Genomic DNA, 18,127 nt, shown 5'->3' on the forward strand with positions numbered 1-18,127 from the left:
TCCGCCGGTACGGCGGACGCCCCCGGACCTCGGCCTGATCAGTGGCCGTACTTGACGATCACGTCGGCCGTCTCGACGTCCTCGTCACCCTTGGAGACGGTCAGGACGCCGACGCCCCACACGGAGGTCGTCCCGTCGACCTGGGCCAGCGCCTCGATCCGCGTGGTGTGGCCGGCGCGCTGCGGGAGGGCCGACAGGCTCCAGTGCCCCGCACGGTAACGCAGGAGCCGCGTCCCGTCCGCGACGCCCCACAGGCCCTTCGCCCCGTCGGAGACGAGGGAGCCGACGCGGAGGATCCCGTGGCCGGGCGACGTGGACGCCCACTTCTCGCCGTTCCAGTGCAGGACCTTCCCGCCCTCCGATCCGGACACCCAGACGTTCTTCGCGCCCAGGGCCCGGACGCTGTCGTACATGACGTCCTCGGTGCCGGTGGACACCCGGCGCCAGGTCTTGCCGTTCCAGTGCGTCACGGCCGCCTCGTAGCCGTTCTTCCCGCTCACGAGGCCGATCGCCCAGATGTCCCGGCTCGACACCGCGCTGACGTCGGACACCCAACCCGGCACGGAGACGGCCTTCCAGTGCTTCCCGTCGAAGTGCCGCGCGTGACCCGCTCCCAGGTCGTCCGCGCCCATGCCCAGCAGCCAGACGTCCTTCTTACCGATGGCCGCGATCGCGTCGCCTTCCGGCTCGAAGGTGGTGTGGGTGGGGCCGGTGCGCCACTTGCCGCCGTCCCACCGGAGCGAGTAGGCCTTCTCGTGACCGTCCGTGCCGGTGACCCAGACGTTCGTGCTCGACGAGGCGGCGACGTGGTCGAGGGAGATCCCCTTGAGGGCGGCCGGGACCGCGACCGTCTTCCAGGTCTTGCCGTTCCAGTGCCGTACGAGCGCACGGTTCTTGCCGGAGACGGTCTCGCTGCCGACGGCCCAGACGTTCTTCGCGCTGACGGCCGCGACGGCGCGGAGGGCGGCCCCGCTGTGGGTGCCCGTGATCCGCCAGCCGGTCGCGGCGGTGGCCGAGGAGGTGAAGACGGCCGTGAGGGCCGTGGCGGTACCGACCACGGCGAGAGAGCGTCTCATCTGAACCTTCCGGTCTAGAGGTGGGGGCCGGAGCAAGATCGACAATCTACGCGAAACACCCTCCGGCGCAGCGGGATTCGACGTGGTTCGCCATCAGGGCCGACACGCCGAGCAAGTGCTTGGTATAACCGGTGCATGGGTCTGCTCGACGGGTTGCGGGTGCTCGATCTGACGCGGTGGCGGCCGGGGCCGTACGCCACGCAGCTGCTGGCCCAGCTCGGCGCGGACGTGCTGAAGGTCGAGCCGCCGGGCGGCGAGCCCATGCGGGCCTTCCCGAGCCACTTCGAGCTGCTGAACCGGAACAAGCGCAGCGTCGTCATCGACCTGCCGGCCGGCGCGGCGCGCTGCCTGGAGCTGGCGGCCGGCGCGGACGTCCTCATCGAGGGTTACCGGCCCGGCGTCGCCGACCGGCTCGGCGTGGGCCACGACGCCGTACGGGCGGTCAACCCACGGATCGTCTACTGCTCGATCTCCGGGTACGGCGCGAGCGGCCCGCTCGCCTCGCTGCCCGGACACGACGTCAACTACCGCGCGTACGCGGGGGTCGCGCCGCCGGAGGACGGCGGCCATGAGTTCCCGGTCGCGGACATGGCCGCGGCGACGATGGCCGCGTTCGCGATCACGGCCGCCTGCCACAAGGGGCGCGGCGAGCGGATCGACCTCGGGATGGCCGACGTGCTGGCCAACTGGATGAGCACCGTCCCGGTCTCCCCCACACCGGATACGGCACGTCCCGGGGAGCCCGTACCGGACACTGCGGCACGGCCCTGGGAGCCCGCGCCGGGTGCGGCGCGTCCCGAGGGGCCCGTTCCGGGTACGGCGGCACGTCCCGTGGGGCCCGCGGTGGGTGTGGTGCGTGCGCGGGGGCCCGTGCCGGGGTACGGCGTCTATCCGGCGCGGGACGGCGCCGGGGTGAGTCTCGGCGTCGTGTCCGAGGACCGGCTGTGGGCGGCGACCTGCCGGGCCCTCGAACTCGACCGGCACGCCGGCCTGTCGTTCGCCGAACGGCTGAGCCGCGCCGAGGAGCTCGACCGCGATCTCGCCGGCGCGGTCGCCGGACTGCCGCGCGCCACGGCCGTCGCCCGGCTGACCGCCGCGGGCGCACCGGTCGCGCCGGTGCTGTCCCCGGCCGAGATGAGGACCGTCGACCACTTCCGGCGGCGCGGCGTCCTCGACGGCAGCCCCGTACGCACGATCTTCGACCCGCCACCGCCGCCCGGGCGCGCGCCGGATCTGGGCGGAGCACGCGGGTGGGCGGGTGACGAATCGCCGCGCGACCTCGGCTGAGCCCGGCGCTCTCCCGGCGTCCGCGGGCCGACCGCGACGATCTCGGCTACGCCACGGGAAAAATCGAGTCTGTTCTGTCCCCCTTCGATGGCATTCTTGGGGCGTGCAGAGTCAGCAGGGGGTCAGCGCCGTCCTCGCCGGGAGAGGGGATGAGCTCGCCTTCCTGAACCGGGCTCTGCGGGAGGCGCCCGGCGCCCTGCTCGTCGGCGGCGAGGCCGGCGTGGGCAAGAGCCGGTTGATCAAGGAGTTCCTGGACGCGAACCCCGAAGTACGGACCCTCTGCGGCGGCTGCCTCCAGATCAGCGCCGAGGGCCTGCCCTTCGCCCCGTTCAGCGCGATGCTGCGCCGCCTGGTCCGGGAGATCGGCGTTGACGGCGTCGCCGCGCTGCTGCCGGGCGGAACGCCCGCGGGACTGGCCCGGCTGCTCCCGGAGTTCGGACGGCCCGACACCGAGACGGGGACGGCGGAGGCGCGCATCCGGCTGTTCGACCACGTCCTGCTGCTGTTCGAACGGCTCACCGAGAGGGAGCCGGCGGTCCTGGTCATCGAGGACGTGCACTGGGCGGAACGTTCCACACGCGACCTGCTCAGCTACCTGATCCGCAATCTTCCCGCCGGCCTGCTGGTGATCGCGACGTACCGCTCCGACGAGCTGCACCGCGACCATCCGCTCCGCCCGCTGCTCGCCGAGCTCGGCCGGGTCGACTGGGTCCGGCGGCTCGACCTGGACCGCCTGCCCCGCCGCGCCGTGGCCGAGCAGGCCCGCGGCATCCTCGGCCGGGACCTCGACCAGCCGAGCCTCGACGCCGTGTACGGGCGGAGCGAGGGCAACCCGCTGTTCGTCGAGGCCCTCCTGAGCTGCGACGGCCAGATCAACGGCGAACTCCCCGAGTCGCTGCGGGACCTGATCCTCGGCAGCGTGCGCAAGCTGCCGGAGGAGACCCAGGAGGTCCTGCGGGTCGCCAGCGCCGGCGGCGACCGGGTCGAACACGCGCTGCTCGCCGCGGTCACCGGCCTGGACGACGGCGCGCTGTCCCGGGTGCTGCGGCCCGCCGTCGCCGCGAACGTCCTGGTGGTCGACGGCGAGGCGTACGGCTTCCGGCACGCACTGATGCGCGAGGCCGTCCACGGCGACCTGCTGCCCGGCGAGCACACGCGCACGCACACCCGGTTCGCCGAGGCGCTGGAGGGCGATCCCTCGCTGGTGCCGATGGGCCGCGCGGCCGCCGAGCTCGCCCACCACTGGTACTCCGCGCACGACGCCACCTGGGCGCTGGTCAGCGCGTGGAAGGCGGCGCAGGTCGCCAAGGAGGCGACCGCGTACACCGAGTGCCTGCGCATGCTCGACCGCGTCCTCGAACTGTGGGAGAAGGTGCCGGACGCCGCCGAACGCCTGGGCGTCGACCACGTCACGGTCCTGGAACGGGCCATCGACGCCTCGGACCTGGCCGGGGAGACCGAGCGCGGCGTGGCCTTCGCCAAAGCGGCCCTGAAGGAGATCGACGACCCGATCCGCGCGGCCGGGGTCCTGGAGCACCGCGGCCGGCTCAAGATCCGCCTCGGCCATCCGAAGACGCTGGACGACCTGCGGGAGGCGGCACGGCTCGTGCCCGCCGACCCGCCCAGCGTCGCGCGGGCGCGGGTCCTGTCCACCCTCGCCCAGCAGCTCTACCTGTTGCCGACCGGCGCCGTGGAGGCCCGCGCGCTCGCCGTCGCGGCCCTGGAAACCGCCCGCACGGTCGGTGACGCGACGGTCGAGGCGCACGCGCTGACGACGATCGCCGGCATCGACTTCTCCGACTCCGACGGCGACCGCCACCTGGCCGAGCTGGCCAAGGCCGAGGCGCTGTACACGCGGGGCGGGGTGGACGACTCGGCCATGCTGCGCATCGCCACGAACGAGTCGCACGTCCTGGAGGGGATGGGCGAGCACGAGCGCGCCGTCGAGGTGGCGCGGCGGGGCGTGGCGCTCGCCGGCAAGCACGGCCTGGCCCGCACCTCCGGCGCGTTCCTGAGCATCAACCTGGCCGAGCCGCTGCTGTCGCTCGGCCGGTGGGACGAGGCCCTGGAGGTCGTCGAGCACGCGCTGGAGCTGTCCCCGCCGCCGCTCACCCGTGCCTCGCTGCACTACATCATCGGCGTCATCGCGGTGGCGCGCGGCGACCTCGACACGGCGTCCCGCGCCGCCGCCACGCAGGACGCGGTGCTCGCGCCGACGTTCTCCCGCACGCAGGAGCTGTTCCCCTCCGCACGCCTCCGGATCGACCTGCGGGTCGCCCAGGGCGACCTCGACGGCGCCCTCGACGCCGTCGAGTTCGTCCTCGTGGAGCTGCAGCCGGCCGTCAGCGCGCGGTACGGCCTGCCGCTGATGTGCGCGGCCGCGCGGGCGTGCGCGGAGGCCGGCGGCGAGCGCGCGGCGGGCCTGCTGACCCGGATCCGGGCGTCCGCCGAGAAGACGCCCGACGGAGGCTGCGTTCAGCGGGCGTACGCACTGCGGTTCGAAGCGGAGGCGGCCCGCGCCGAGGGCGTCCTCGACCGGGCGGCGTGGGCGGCCGTCGCCACCGCCTTCGAGACCCTCAAGGAGCCGTACCCCCTGGCGTACGCGCTGCTGCGGACCGCCGAGGCGAGCGACCCGCACGACGGCGGCACCCGGGAGGACACCGCCGCGCGGCTCCGGAAGGCGGCCGAGATCGCCGAGGATCTCGGCGCCCGGCCGCTGCGGGAGCGGATCGAGGCGCACGCCCGGCGGTCCCGGATCGCGCTGGGCGGCCGGACCGACGGCCCCGTGCTCGGCCTCACCCCCCGGGAGCTGGAGGTCCTCCGGCTCGTCGCGGAGGGCTGCGGCAACCGCGAGATCGCCGGCCGGCTGTTCATCTCCGCCAAGACGGCGAGCGTCCACGTGTCCAACATCCTGGCGAAACTGCAGGTCGCGAGCCGTGGCGAGGCCGCCGCGGCCGCGCACCGGCTGGGCATCGTCTGAGCCTCTGAGTCCCTTAGGCCGGCTCAGAAGGAGGGTGTGCGCCGGATAGGGCGTTCACCCGATGTGCCGGGTCCCGCCTTAGAACGAGCCTTAGTGGTGTCAGCGATTCACGCAGGAGGACACCATGCACCCCGAGATCATGTACGCGCTCACCGTCGAGCGTGCGCGGGACCGGCACCGGGAGGCGGCGCGGGAGCGCCGGGTCCGGCGTCTTCCCCGCGCCCGGCGGCTGTCGCTCCGGACGCCGCGGCCGCGCGCCGCCTGGGCGTCCTAAAGGCCGGACATGCGTGGCATTCTGGACGGCGTGCGCGCGCATGAGGTGAGCCCCGCCTTCGTAGGGCGGCACTCGGAGCTCGCGGTCCTGACCGACGCCCTCCGGCGGGCCGAGGCCGGAACCCCCGGAGCCGTGCTCATCGGCGGCGAGGCCGGCGGCGGCAAGACCCGTCTCGTCGGGGAGTTCGCCGAGCGGGCGTGCCGGGAGGCGCTCGTCCTCACCGGCGCGTGCCTGCAGCTCAGCACCGTCGGCTTCCCGTACGCCCCGTTCACCGCCGCGCTCCGCCAGCTCGTACGGGAGGCGGGCGCGGCGGAGATCGCCGCCCTGATGCCGCGCGACGGGGCCCGTGACCTGGCCCGTCTGCTCCCGGAGTTCGGTGAGCCCGCCGCCGACCCGGACCCGGACAGCGCGCGGGTCCGGCTGTTCGAGCAGATGCTCGTCCTGCTGGAACGGCTGGCCGACCGCCGTCCGCTGGTCCTCATCGTCGAGGACGCCCACTGGGCCGACCGGTCGACGCGCGACCTGCTCACCTTCCTGCTGCGCAACCTCCGGCACACCGCCGTGCTCCTCGTCATCACCTTCCGCTCGGACGAACTGCACCGGTCCCACCCCATGCGCCCGGTGATCGCCGAGCTGGAGCGCATCGAGGGCGTGGTCCGGCTGGACCTGCCCCGCCTGACCCGTAAGGAGACCGCTGGGCAGCTCGCCGGCATCCTCGGCCACGAGCCCGAGCCCAAGGTCGTCGACGCGGTGTACGAGCGCAGCGCCGGTATCCCCCTGCTCGTCGAGGCGACCGCCGACTCCCCCGACTGCGGCATGTCCGAGTCCGTACGGGACCTCCTCCTCGTCGGCGTCGACCGGCTGCCCGAGGAGACGCAGGACGTGCTCCGGCTCGCCTCCACGGCGGGCGTACGGTTCGGGCACGCCCTGCTCGCCGCGGTCACGGGCCTGGACGACCCGGCGCTGTCGTCGCTGCTGCGGCCGGCCGTCGACCGCAACGTCCTGGTCGCCGACGAGCGCGCGTACGCCTTCCGGCACGCCCTCATCTGGGAGGCCCTGCACGATCAGTTGCTGCCCGGTGAGCACGCGCGCGCCCACCAGCGGTTCGCGGAGGCGCTGGAGGCGGACCCGGCGCTGAGCGTCGGCGACCGGCCGACCGTCGAGATCGCCATGCACTGGGCGAACGCGCACGATCCCGAACGCGCCCTGCGGGCGGCCTGGCAGGCGGCCCGCGAGTCCGAGGCCGCGTTCGCCTACGCCGAGCAGCTTCAGATGCTCGAACGCGTCCTGGAGCTGTGGGAGCGCGTGCCGGACGCGGCGGAGCGTACGGGCGTGGACCACGTCCGCGTGCTCCGGAAGGCCGCCCAGGCGGCCGACGCCGGCGGCGAGCCGGACCGCGGCCTCGCCTTCGTCCGCGCCGCCCTCGCCGAGGTCGACGAGGAACACGACCCCGAGCAGGTCGCCTCCATCCTGGGGCGACGGTCGCGGCTGAAGCGCGACCGGGGACACGCCGGTGAACTGGACGACCTCTGGCACGCCGAGCGCCTGGTCCCCGAGCCCTCACCGGCACGGACCCTGGTCCTCGCCCGCCTGGGCCGCACCCTCATGGTGCTCGGCCGGGACGACGAGGCCCGGCCGATCATCGAGGAGACGCTCCGGCTCGCCGAGCGGTTCGACGACGACTGTGCCGCGGCCGAGGCCCTGAACAACCTGGCCATCGCCGAAGCCCATCAGGGCCGGTTCGCCGATGCCCTGGAGACGCTGAAGGAGGCGACCGCCCGGGCCGAACGCGCCCAGGACGACGACGGGCGGCTCCGCTCACTGGTCAACGTCTCCGACGCCCTCGAGGCCCAAGGGCGCTCCGAGGAGGCCGCCGCGGCGGCGCAGAAGGTCCTTACGCTGGCCGAGTCCCTCGGCCGGGCCCGTATGCACGGGGTCTTCGCCGCCGGCAACCTGGCCGAGGCGCAGCTGTCACTCGGCCGGTGGGACGACGCGCTCGAGACGCTGGAGCGGGCCGACGAGCTCTCCCCCGTTCCGGGGCTGCGCGGGCAACTGCTGCTGAACCGCGCCACCATCGCCGTCGCCCGCGGGGAGGGCGAGGTCGCCGCCCCGATCGTCAGGGAACTGACCGCCCTGCGCGCGGTCGGCGACCCGTATCCGCAGCAAATCCTTCCGCTGGCCGCCCTGCTGATCGAGTGGCGCCTCGCCGAGGGCGACGGCCCCGGCGCGGTCGCCGCCGCCGAACGCGCCGTCACCGACCATGAGCTGGGCGGCGATCCGCGGCTGATCTGGCCGATCCTGCTGGCGGGCATCCGCGCCTGCGCCCTGCACCCCGCCGACGCGCTCGCCGCCCGGCTGCGTGAGATCGCCGCGGCGACGCCCGTACACGGGCCGGTCACGGCGGCCGAGCGCACGACGTTCGAGGCCGAGTCCGCCCGCGCCGCCGGCCGTCCGGACCGCGCCGCCTGGACGGCCGCCGTCGCGGCCTGGGACGCGCTCGGCCGGCCGTACCCGCTGGCGGAGGCCCTGCTGCGGGCCGCCGAGGCCGCCGTCGCCGAGGGCGACCGCGACGAGGCGTCGGCCCTCCTGGGCCGCGCGGCCACTCTCGCCGACCGCCTGAAGGCGAGGCCGCTGCGCGCGGACATCGACCTCGTCGCCCGGCGCGCCCGGCTCCGCCTGGACGGCGGACCGGCCGGTCAGGCGCCGCTCGGCCTCACGCCCCGCGAACAGGAGGTTCTGCGCCTCCTCGCGCAGGGCCGCAGCAACCGGGAGATCGCCGAGGAGCTGTTCATCTCGGCGAAGACCGCCAGCGTCCACGTGTCCAACATCCTCGCCAAACTGAACGTCCCCACCCGCGGCGCCGCCGCAGCCGCCGCCCACCGCCTCCGCCTCACCGGCTGACATGGGAACTCCCCGGTCACCGGCCGGGAGCTTCCGGCAGATCGGCTGCGGACGACGGCGACTTCGACACACGCGATTGGTGATCGCGTTCCCCCCCCCGTGGGGTGACCCATCGCGTTTCGTGGTGTCAGCACCCACCCGGACGCGGAGTTCGCCGCGCTCGCCCGCTACGTCGAGGACTCGCCAGAGTCAGGACCTCGGCCGCCGGCCGGTTCATCGAGCGGACGTACATGCCTCAGGCTGAAGGCGATACTGCGGCTCGTCAGGCCGGCCCGGTAATCCGCGACAAGAACGGTTTCCACCATCCACTCGGGCAGCCAATGCACATGCCGGAAGGGATCCGCATCGAACGCCGGTCCTAACGCGACGCGATGTTCCCACTCCCCGGTCACCTGCCGGCACAACACCTCGTCGCCCGCCTGCGGAAAGTCCGGCCGCTGATGGTGGGCATGAACTTCGGACACTGACTGCTCGACCTCCTCCGCGGCTCCGGCCGTCCACCGGGTGGCGTGGTGACTCATCCTCTTCCGGTTGCCCGCGAGAGATCAACGCTGTTGGCCGACCGTGGCCCGAGCAGGCGGTCGAGGCGGTCAGGCCGTCCGGCAGGTCCGGCGGAACGCGCTGCCGCACGGTCGGACGCCGACAGAGCCCGTCAGGGAATGTACGGTTCTGCATACGGATAGTGAGCAGGTTCCCTACGATGACCGGAGCTGATCGTGAGGGAGGAGTCACGCAACGTGAGCGCGGTGGCCCATTACTACACGCTCCCGGACACCCCGTACGACCTGTGGGTCCACGGCGAGCTGGCCGATTTCCTCCACCTCCCCGACGACGGCACGAGGGTCGAGGTCATCGGAGGGGAAATCGTCGTGTCACCCGGACCGATGTTGGCGCACAACCTGATCGTCAGCGACATCAACGACCGTTTCGCGGAGATCCGCGCCACGCGGCCCGGTTTCACATGGCGCTGCGTGCAGACGACCGATCTGAACCTCGTCCGGCTCGGCGACGGGTACGTGCCCGACCTCCTCGTGATCGACGCAGACGTCGCGCGCGAAGCGCGGCAGACCGGCCCGCGCTACCTCCTGCCTCCACAGGTCGAGTTGGCCGTCGAGGTCACCTCCCCGTCGAACGCCGCCAACGACAGGGAGCCCGGCCGCCTCGGCCGAAGGGCAACGAAGTGGGGCGGGTACGCCTCGACGGGCATCCCGTACTACCTACTCGTCGACCGCGACCCCCGGGCGCCCCGCACCACGCTGTACGCCCGTCCGGACGTGCACGCGGGGACGTACGAGGTGCTGACCACCTGGAAGTTCGGGGAGACGATCCATCTTCCGGAGCCGTTCGGGCTGGACGTTCCGACCGGCGAGTGGGAGCCCTGGGACCGCTGAAAGACTTACGCCGAGGATTCCGGTGGTCGGGACGACCGGAATCCTCGGCGCAGAGCGCTGCGGGGACTACTTCGGGACGCGGGCGACGCAGAAGACGGTCTGGCCGAAGGGCGGGCGGATGACGCGCTCGATGAGGCGGGTCGTCGGCACGACGGTCCGGTCGTAGATCTTGACGAGCTTCGGGTCGGGGTAGCCGGCGCCGCCGCGGCGGACCGCGGCCCACCAGGCGATGCCGCCGAGGAAGTTGATCGGCTTGAGCACGTCGATGCCGAGCCCCGCGCCCTTGACGGTCGCGGCCAGCGTCTTCGGCGTGTAACGGGTGACGTGACCCACCTTGCGGTCGAAGTCACCGTACAGCTGCATGTAGCCGGGCACCCAGATGACGATGCGCCCGCCGGGCTCGACCACGGCGGCGAGGTCCTTCAGTGCCTGGACGTCGTCCTTGATGTGCTCCAGGACGTTCATCATGACGACGGTGTCGACCTTGCGCCGGATCTTGATCTCGGCGGGCAGCGCGAGGTCGAGGACCTCGACGTCGTCGTTGCCCTGGTAGCGCTTGTTCAGCTGCTCGACGCAGTAGGGGTCGTTGTCGCTGACGACCAGGTAGTCGAGGCGGCCCGCGAACTGCTCGGAGAAGTGGCCCAGGCCGGAGCCGACCTCCAGGAGCGACCGGCCGACGTGCGGGGCCACCATGTCGTACTCGTACTGGCGGTAGTTCTTCGCCTCATCGCCGCCGAGGTGGTTCTCCAGCTGGCCCTCGCCGGCCGCCGGCTGATCACCGTCGAAGGTCTCCGGCGTCGGCCGGCCGCTGCCGAGCAGGCCGAGCAGGGAACGTGCGATGGAATTCTTCTGCGCAGATGGCATGCGATCACTCGCTGAATGTCGACGACGTGGCCCGGGTGGGTGAAGAGTCTATCCACAGCCGGTGCTCATCCGAGCACTGTCGATCGGCGGAGGAGGTGCCCCGCCCCGGGCCGTGGTGGCCGGAAGGCCGGACCCTTCGACAGCCGTGGCCATGAGCACATCGAGGTCGGACCAGGACCCGGGGCGGGAGTCTGCGGGGGCCTCGCCCTCATTGCACAAAGCTTCGCGATAAGGGGCAATAGCCGCAAGACGCCGGTTTTCAGATGGTGAGTGCCAGATTGATCCGTGCGGCGGCATCCCGGATGCGCGGCGCGGACACCTCGATCCTCGCCAGCTTGGCCGGGCTGCAGGAGACCGCCACCGCCCCGATCGCCTCCCCCGACGCGTCGGTCACGGGGACGGCGGCGCACCCGGTGCCCAGGGCGTACTCCTCCCGATCGAGCGCGAGCGAGGAGTCGAGCCGGCGTTCGAGCTCACCCTCGCGGGTGATGGTGTGGGGGGTCAGGCCGATCAGCGGGTGCCGGGACAGGTGGTCGCGGCGGGCCCGAGCGGGCAGCTGGGCCAGGACGCACTTGCCGATCGCGGTGGCGTGCGCGGTCTGGCTCAGGCCCGCCGACAGGTCGACCCGGGGCGTCCGGGGACCGTCCGCGATGTCGACGACGCGGATCTCGCCGTCCTCGTACAGGCTGAAGTACGCCGCCACGCCGAGCTCGTCGCGGAGCGACCGCAACGCCTCCCGGACGCGGGCGAGCCGGTCCTGGGCGCGGCGGTCGTTCTGGAGGGAGTCCACCTGGTCGCCGAGGAGGTAGGCCCCCTCGGCCGTGCGCACCAGATATCCCTCGAAGACGAGGGTGCGCAGCAGGTGGTACGTCGTGGCGAGCGGCAGTCCGGCCTGGCGGGCGAGCTGTTTGGCCGGCGCGCCGCCGGGGTGCGACGCCACCGCCTCCATGAGGTGCAGCGCGCGCTGTACCGAGACGATGAGGGTCGGCCTCCGTGTCTCTTTCATCACGGACAGCGAACCCCGGCTCGCGTCTTCGGTCAAGCGATTCGTCGAATCCCTTGGCCTTCCTGGCCGACTCCCACGAATCTCCCAGAATCCTCCCCCAGGTTCTTCAAGATCTTGCCGTTGACTGGTCGACGGCAACCTGGAAGGAGGCCGAAATGAACAAGAAGATCCTGGGCGGTGTGTCCGCGCTGGCCGTGGGGGTCGTCGGCACGGGCGTCTACCTGGCGGTCCCGGCGGTGGCCAGTTCGTCGCCGAGCACCACCGCCCCCGCCAAGGCGGCCGAGCGGCATCCGGGGAAGCGCGTACGTGCCGCCCGCGCCGCTCGCGGCATCCACGGAGAGGCCACCGTCCGTACGAAGAAGGGGTTCGCCCAGGTCGACTGGCAGCGGGGCACCCTGACCGCGACGAGCGGCGGGACGCTCAGCGTCCGCAGCGCCGACGGCGTCACCTGGCAGTGGAAGACCGACGGCAACACGAAGGTCCGGAAGGGCGGCGCCAAGTCCACCGTGGCGAACCTGGCGACGGGCGACTTCGTCGTCGTCCTCGGCAGGGACGCGAGCGGTGCCCGTACGGCGAAGCGGGTGATCGTCCCCAAGAAGGTCCCGGCCCGCGCGACCGCCTCGCCAGGCCCCTCGCACAGCTGAGCCGCCCCCTGGCCAGGGACGCCTCCGAGCCCCGCCCTGGCCGGGGACGGCCCCGAGCCGCACCCTGACCGAAAGTGGCTCCGTGCCGCACTCCTGGCCGGGGACGGCCCTGGACGCGCCCCTGACGGATGACGGCTCTGAACCGTCGCCTGGCCGGGTCGGTTCGGGACGTTTCGGGGCGGGACGGGGCGATGATGGAGCCGATGGACGATCCCCGAGTGCTCGTCGTCGACGACGAGCCGAACATTCGCGATCTCGTGGAAGTCGCCCTGCGCTTCCACGGATTCACCGTCGTGACGGCGGCTACGGGAGACGAGGCGCTGCGCCGGGTGCGCGAGGACCGGCCCGCGCTGATCGTGCTCGACGTCATGCTGCCCGACCTGGACGGCTTCGAAGTATGCCGCCGCCTGCGCGGGAACGGCGACGAGACGCCGGTCATCTTCCTCACCGCGCGGGACACCTCCTCGGACACGGTGACGGGGCTGGCCCTCGGCGGCGACGACTACGTGACGAAGCCGTTCGCGGTGGACGCGCTCGTCGCCCGCGTACGGGCGGTGCTGCGCCGCGCCCGGCCCCAGCGCGCGTCCTCCTCCGATGACGACGACGAGGTGCTGCGCGTCGCCGATCTGGAGGTCGACGTCGCGCACTGGACGGTGCGCCGGGCGGGCGCCGAGATCGAGTTGTCGCCGACCGAGTTCCGGCTGCTGACCTACTTCATGCGCAACCCGGGCCGGGTGCTCAGTCGCGCGCAGTTGCTGGAGAACGTCTGGGGCTGGGACCACTCCGCGGGCTCCCCGGTGGTCGAGACCTACGTGAGCTACCTGCGCCGCAAGCTCGGCTCGGACCTGATCCACACCCAGCGCGGCGTCGGCTACGCGCTGCGGCCGCCGAGATGAGGCCGCGAGGATGCCGCCGGGATGAGCCCGCCGGGATGAGGTCGCGGGGATGAGGTCGCTCAACGCCCGGCTCGTCGCCGGGCTGCTCGCCGTGACGGCGGTGGGGCTGACGCTGATGGGTCTGGTCAGCGCGGTCATGCTCCGCGGGTACCTGCTGCACCGGGCCGACAACCAGCTGGAGGACGTCCGCCGGCGGCCCGCGCTCGCCCACGCGGCCGACACCGTGGCCCCCGGCCGCTACGTCGTCCTCACGGTGACGCGGGACGGCCGGGTCCGCGCGGCCGTGGGCGGGCCCGACCCGGGGCGCGCGCTCGATCGGGCGGCCAGGGTCGGCCCCGGCCGGCTGTTCGCCGAGGGGCAGCGGGGCAGGCCGTTCCGGTTCGGCGGGATGCGCGCGGTCGCCCGCGTGAACGCGCGCGGGAACCTCACCGTGATCGTCGATCCGCTCACCGAGGTCCACGCGGCCGTCATGGGTCTCCTCGTCGTCGAGTCGGCGACGGGGGTGGTCCTGCTCGGCCTGGTGGCGCTGCTCGGCCGCCGGCTGGTCCGGCGAGGGCTCGCGCCGTTGTCGCGGATGGCTGCCACGGCGCACGCGATCGCGAGCGGCGGCGACCTGAGCGCCCGCATGGAGGAGTCGACGTCGTCGGAGGTGGGCCGGCTGGCGGGCGCGGTCAACGTCATGCTGGGCCGGATCGAGCAGGCGTTCCTCGCGCGGCTGCGGTCGGAGGCGAAGGTACGGGAGTTCGCCGCCGAGGCGTCGCACGAGCTGCGCACTCCGCTGACGACCATCCGCGGCTACTCCGACCTGTACGAGCAGGGCGCGGTCAGCGCCGAGGAGGCGATGCGGCGGATCTCCGGGGAGGCCGCGCGGATGGGGCGCCTCGTCGACGAGCTGCTGGAGCTGGCGCGCCTGGACAAGGGGTCGGCGCTGTCCCCGGCGCCGGCCGACCTGGCCGTCCTGGCGCGAGACGCGGTGGCGGACGCCACGGTCGTCGAGCCGGACCGGCCGATCACGCTGGACGCGCCGGACTCCCTGGTCACCGTGGCCGACGAGGCCCGGATCCGGCAGGTCCTGGCGAACCTGCTGGCCAACGTGCGCGCGCACACGCCACCGCGTACGCCGGCGACCGTACGGCTGATGGCGACGGACGCCACGGTCGTCCTGGAGGTCGCCGACGAGGGGCCGGGGATGGCGCCGGAGGAGGCCGAGCGCGCGTTCGACCGGTTCCACCACGCGCGGGGCAGCGACGGCAGCGGGCTGGGCCTGGCGATCGTGGCGGCGATCGCGGCGGCGCACGGCGGGCGTGCCGCGCTGCGCTCGGCGCCGGGGGCGGGCACGGTCGTACGGGTCGAGCTACCGCGTCTCGCCCCACTTCGGGAGCCTGTCGGCACGCCTCCGCATACCGGACCTACTGGCGGGTAGAACCAGGGAGTAACTTCCTACGGAGGTGACCCTCGTGACTCCTCCGCTCCCCGAGGGGGGCGGCTTCTCGCTAAGCCGCTTCAACAGCGTCGCGAAGGGCAAGCCCTGCCCTCAAGATGTTGATTGCCGCATTCACATCTGCGTGCGCGGTATACCCACACGACATGCACCGGAATGCGGTTTGGGTGACGCGGTTCCCCGCTGCGCAGTGCCCACAACGCGAGCAGGTACGGGAGGTCTTGGCAGGGTTCACTGCGATCAGCTCGCGACCGGCGCTTTCAGCCTTGTGCGCGAGGACCGTCAAGAACACACCCCAGCCCGCGTCCAGGATCGACTTGTTCAAGCCGGACTTTTGGGCGACGTTCCGACCAGGCGCTTCGAGGGTGCCGGACGCCGAGCGGGTCATGTTCGCGATCCGCAAATCCTCATGCACGATCACGTCATACGCGCGGACCAACGTAAGCGCAGCCTTGTGCGCGCCGTCCACGCGCTGCCGCCGGACCTTGGCATGCAGAGCGGCGACACGGGCCACTGCCTTGCGGCGGCGTTTAGACCCGCGCTTCTTACGGGCGAGAGCCTGCTGCGCCGCAGCGATCTTAGTGGCGGAGGTTTTCAGATGGCGTGGGTTGGAAAGCTGTTCTCCGTCGCTGGTCGTCACGAGCGATGCAACGCCCATGTCCAGACCGACCACCGCACCCCTCGTAGGCAGTGGCTGGGCAGGTACGTCATCGCAAGACAGGACGACGTACCAGCGGAAACCTTCCCGCCTCACACTAATCGTCTTCACCTGGCCGCGCACCGGGCGGTGCTGGTGCACTCGCACATGCCCGATGCCCTGCAAACGGACGAACGTCGCCGAGTGGTGTTCAGGTTGGGAGTTCCACCGGCATCCGTCACCGTCCTTCGGCCACTCCACAGTGTGGAACCAGCCCGGCCCCTTGAAGCGCGGAAACCCTGGTGTACAGCCGGCCTTGACGCGAGCGAAGAACGCGGCGAATGCCTTGTCCAACCGGCGCAGGGTGGCTTGCTGGGAGGAGAACGACCACCGGCCCTGCCCCTCCGGGTCGTCGGCACGGATGTGTTTGAGATCGGCCGACTGGTCACCATACCGGATCGTGATCGCAGCCTTGCGGTAGGCGGTTCGGCGATGTTCCAGCGCCGCATTGTAAAGCTGCCGATGGTCCTCCAAGCAAGCCGCGAGCGACCCGGCCTGCCTGGCAGTGGGGCGCAACAGGAACTTAAAGGACCGCCTCACGGTCTCCGCCCCCATTCGGCTCGTGAGCTCTCGGCCAGCAAGCGGGCCGCAGCGTTGATCGAGGCACCCACCCTCTCGACGCACTCCTCGATCTGCCGTTTCAACATGGGCGGAACCCGAAGGTCTAACGACTCACACGACACGTCCCTAATCACAAACCAATTACTACCACTTCTGGAAAGGGGGGAGCGCGGATTCACCCTGAAAACCGGGATACCCTCCGCGCGAATTCAATGACAAATGTGGACGAACGCACCGCCCGCCGCGTCGCCGAAGAGGCCCGCGAGCAGGCATGGCGTCTGCCCAGCTTCGGCAAGCAGCTCTTCCTCGGCGACTTCCGGCTCGACCTCATCCACCCCCATCCACGGGCGGATGAGGAGGACCGCGGCAAGGGAGAGGAGTTCCTGGCGCGGCTACGGGAGTTCTGTGAGACGAAGGTGGATCCACGTGCGATCGAGCGCGAGGCCCGCATCCCGGACGACGTGATCAAGGGGCTGAAGGCCCTCGGCGCCTTCGGCATGAAGATCCCCGAGGAGTACGGCGGCCTCGGACTCAGCCAGGTCTGCTACAACAAGGCGCTCATGCTCGCCGGGTCGACCCACTCCGCGCTCGGCGCGCTGCTGTCGGCCCACCAGTCCATCGGCGTGCCGCAGCCGATCAAGCTGTTCGGCACCGACCGGCAGAAGCGGGAGTTCCTGCCCCGCTGCGTCAACGAGATCAGCGCGTTCCTGCTCACCGAGCCCGACGTGGGCTCCGACCCTGCCCGGCTGCGCACCACGGCCGTGCCGGACGGCGACGAGTACGTCATCGACGGCGTCAAGCTGTGGACCACCAACGGCGTCGTGGCCGACCTGCTCGTCGTCATGGCCCGCGTCCCGAAGTCGGAGGGTCACCGCGGCGGCATCACGGCGTTCGTCGTCGAGGCGCGGAGCGAGGGCGTCACCGTCGAGAACCGCAACGCGTTCATGGGCCTGCGCGGCATCGAGAACGGCGTCACCCGCTTCCACCAGGTCCGCGTTCCCGCCGCCAACCGTGTCGGCGAGGAGGGCCAGGGCCTGAAGATCGCGCTGACCACCCTGAACACCGGGCGCCTCTCCCTGCCCGCCATGTGCGCCGGCGCGGCCAAGTGGAGCACCATGATCGCCCGCGAGTGGTCGAGGGAACGCGTCCAGTGGGGCCGCCCCGTCGGTGAGCACGAGGCCGTCGCCGCCAAGATCTCCTTCATCGCCGCGACGGCGTACGCGCTGGAGGCCATGGTCGACCTGTCCAGCGCGCTCGCCGACGACGAGCGCAACGACATCCGCATCGAGGCCGCGCTGGCCAAGCTGTACGCCTCGGAGATGGCCTGCCGCGTGGCCGACGAGCTCGTGCAGATCCGCGGCGGGCGCGGGTACGAGACCGCCGAGTCCCTCGCCGCGCGCGGCGAGCGCGGCGTCCCGGCCGAGCAGCTCCTGCGCGACCTGCGGATCAACCGCATCTTCGAGGGCTCCTCGGAGATCATGCGGCTCCTCATCGCCCGTGAGGCCGTGGACACGCACCTGTCGGTGGCGGGCGACATCATCGACCCGGACGCCGACCTGAAGGCCAAGGCCAAGGCCGTCGGCCGGGCGGGCGGCTTCTACTCGACCTGGTTCCCGACCCTCCTCGCCGGAGCGGGGCAGCGGCCGGGGTCGTACGCCGAGTTCGGCCCGCTGGCCCGGCACCTGCGCTACGCCGAGCGCGCCTCGCGCAAGCTCGCCCGCTCGGTGTTCTACGCCGCCGGGCGCTGGCAGGGCGGCCTCGAACGCCGGCAGGGCTTCCTCGGCCGCATGGTCGACATCGGCGCCGAGCTGTTCGCGATCAGCGCCGTCTGCGTGCGCGCGAAGGCCGACGACCGGCCCGAGGCGTACGAGCTGGCGGAGGCGTTCTGCGCGCAGGCGCGGGTGCGGATCGGCGAGCTGTTCGACCGGCTCTGGCACAACACCGACGCCCTCGACGCCAAGCTGGCCCGCAAGGTCATGGACGGCCGCTACACCTGGATGGAGGAGGGCGTGCTCGACCCGTCCATCCCCGGCCCGTGGATCGCCGAGCCCGAACCCGGCCCCAGCCGGCGCGAGAACGTCCACCACACCGTCGCCTGAGAGCACCCGG

14 protein-coding genes are annotated in these 18,127 nt (G+C 72.3%); 9 read left to right on the plus strand and 5 right to left on the minus strand.

All coding sequences use genetic code 11. The annotated features are described in order from the left end of the window. Positions 1-38 precede the first annotated feature (38 nt). Complete coding sequence (locus NDW01_RS09165; RefSeq protein WP_252818785.1) at positions 39-1,076, minus strand: hypothetical protein; 1,038 nt, start codon at positions 1,074-1,076, stop codon at positions 39-41. A gap of 135 nt (positions 1,077-1,211) precedes the next feature. On the opposite strand from NDW01_RS09165, the gene NDW01_RS09170 reads away from it, so the two are divergent. The 4 genes from NDW01_RS09170 to NDW01_RS09185 all read left to right on the plus strand — a co-directional run bounded on the left by NDW01_RS09170 (position 1,212) and on the right by NDW01_RS09185 (position 8,518). Further along, positions 1,212-2,363 carry a CaiB/BaiF CoA transferase family protein gene (locus NDW01_RS09170; protein ID WP_252818787.1) on the plus strand — a complete coding sequence of 384 codons (1,152 nt, stop codon included), beginning with the start codon at positions 1,212-1,214 and terminating at the stop codon, positions 2,361-2,363. A gap of 103 nt (positions 2,364-2,466) precedes the next feature. Further along, on the plus strand, positions 2,467-5,343 hold the full coding sequence (locus NDW01_RS43730) for a helix-turn-helix transcriptional regulator (RefSeq protein WP_252818790.1): 2,877 nt from the start codon (positions 2,467-2,469) through the stop codon (positions 5,341-5,343). 124 nt (positions 5,344-5,467) lie between these two features. Beyond that, entirely contained in the window at positions 5,468-5,617 is a 150-nt protein-coding gene (locus tag NDW01_RS09180; RefSeq protein ID WP_252777993.1) for a hypothetical protein, read from the plus strand. Between the two features lie 9 nt (positions 5,618-5,626). After that, entirely contained in the window at positions 5,627-8,518 is a 2,892-nt protein-coding gene (locus NDW01_RS09185; RefSeq protein ID WP_305883764.1) for an ATP-binding protein, read from the plus strand. 167 nt (positions 8,519-8,685) lie between these two features. On the opposite strand, the gene NDW01_RS09195 is transcribed toward NDW01_RS09185, so the two are convergent. Continuing rightward, complete coding sequence (locus tag NDW01_RS09195; RefSeq protein WP_252818792.1) at positions 8,686-8,982, minus strand: hypothetical protein; 297 nt, start codon at positions 8,980-8,982, stop codon at positions 8,686-8,688. A 273-nt stretch (positions 8,983-9,255) separates the two neighbouring features. Here NDW01_RS09195 and NDW01_RS09200 point away from each other — a divergent pair, with 273 nt between their 5' ends. Then, a complete protein-coding gene (locus NDW01_RS09200; protein ID WP_252818794.1) occupies positions 9,256-9,909 on the plus strand; it encodes a Uma2 family endonuclease in 654 nt (217 codons plus the stop codon). 66 nt (positions 9,910-9,975) lie between these two features. Here the strand turns inward: NDW01_RS09200 and NDW01_RS09205 are convergent, their stop codons facing one another. Together NDW01_RS09205 and NDW01_RS09210 are read right to left on the minus strand one after the other, a co-directional pair. Continuing rightward, complete coding sequence (locus NDW01_RS09205; protein WP_252777998.1) at positions 9,976-10,773, minus strand: class I SAM-dependent methyltransferase; 798 nt, start codon at positions 10,771-10,773, stop codon at positions 9,976-9,978. A gap of 259 nt (positions 10,774-11,032) precedes the next feature. Beyond that, positions 11,033-11,779 (minus strand): IclR family transcriptional regulator, encoded by a 747-nt coding sequence (locus NDW01_RS09210; RefSeq protein WP_252818796.1) that lies wholly within the window; start codon positions 11,777-11,779, stop codon positions 11,033-11,035. Positions 11,780-11,934: 155 nt separating this feature from the next. On the opposite strand from NDW01_RS09210, the gene NDW01_RS09215 reads away from it, so the two are divergent. The 3 genes from NDW01_RS09215 (at position 11,935) to NDW01_RS09225 (ending at position 14,742) form a co-directional block, all read left to right on the plus strand. Beyond that, positions 11,935-12,423, plus strand: coding sequence for a DUF5666 domain-containing protein (locus NDW01_RS09215; RefSeq protein WP_252818798.1), 489 nt, complete (start codon positions 11,935-11,937; stop codon positions 12,421-12,423). 203 nt (positions 12,424-12,626) lie between these two features. After that, positions 12,627-13,319: a response regulator transcription factor gene (locus tag NDW01_RS09220; protein ID WP_252818800.1), complete on the plus strand. Its 693-nt coding sequence runs from the start codon at positions 12,627-12,629 to the stop codon at positions 13,317-13,319. 49 nt (positions 13,320-13,368) lie between these two features. Continuing rightward, the gene (locus tag NDW01_RS09225) at positions 13,369-14,742 is read left to right on the plus strand and encodes a sensor histidine kinase (RefSeq protein ID WP_252818801.1); all 1,374 of its coding nucleotides are present in this window, start codon (positions 13,369-13,371) and stop codon (positions 14,740-14,742) included. A 70-nt stretch (positions 14,743-14,812) separates the two neighbouring features. Here NDW01_RS09225 and NDW01_RS09230 read toward each other — a convergent pair whose 3' ends face one another. Next, on the minus strand, positions 14,813-16,012 hold the full coding sequence (locus NDW01_RS09230) for an RNA-guided endonuclease InsQ/TnpB family protein (RefSeq protein ID WP_252818803.1): 1,200 nt from the start codon (positions 16,010-16,012) through the stop codon (positions 14,813-14,815). 218 nt (positions 16,013-16,230) lie between these two features. Here NDW01_RS09230 and NDW01_RS09235 point away from each other — a divergent pair, with 218 nt between their 5' ends. Continuing rightward, on the plus strand, positions 16,231-18,117 hold the full coding sequence (locus NDW01_RS09235) for an acyl-CoA dehydrogenase family protein (RefSeq protein WP_406567707.1): 1,887 nt from the start codon (positions 16,231-16,233) through the stop codon (positions 18,115-18,117). Positions 18,118-18,127: the final 10 nt, after the last annotated feature.

It is taken from the genome of Actinoallomurus soli (assembly GCF_024055715.1).
GTDB lineage: Bacteria > Actinomycetota > Actinomycetes > Streptosporangiales > Streptosporangiaceae > Actinoallomurus > Actinoallomurus soli.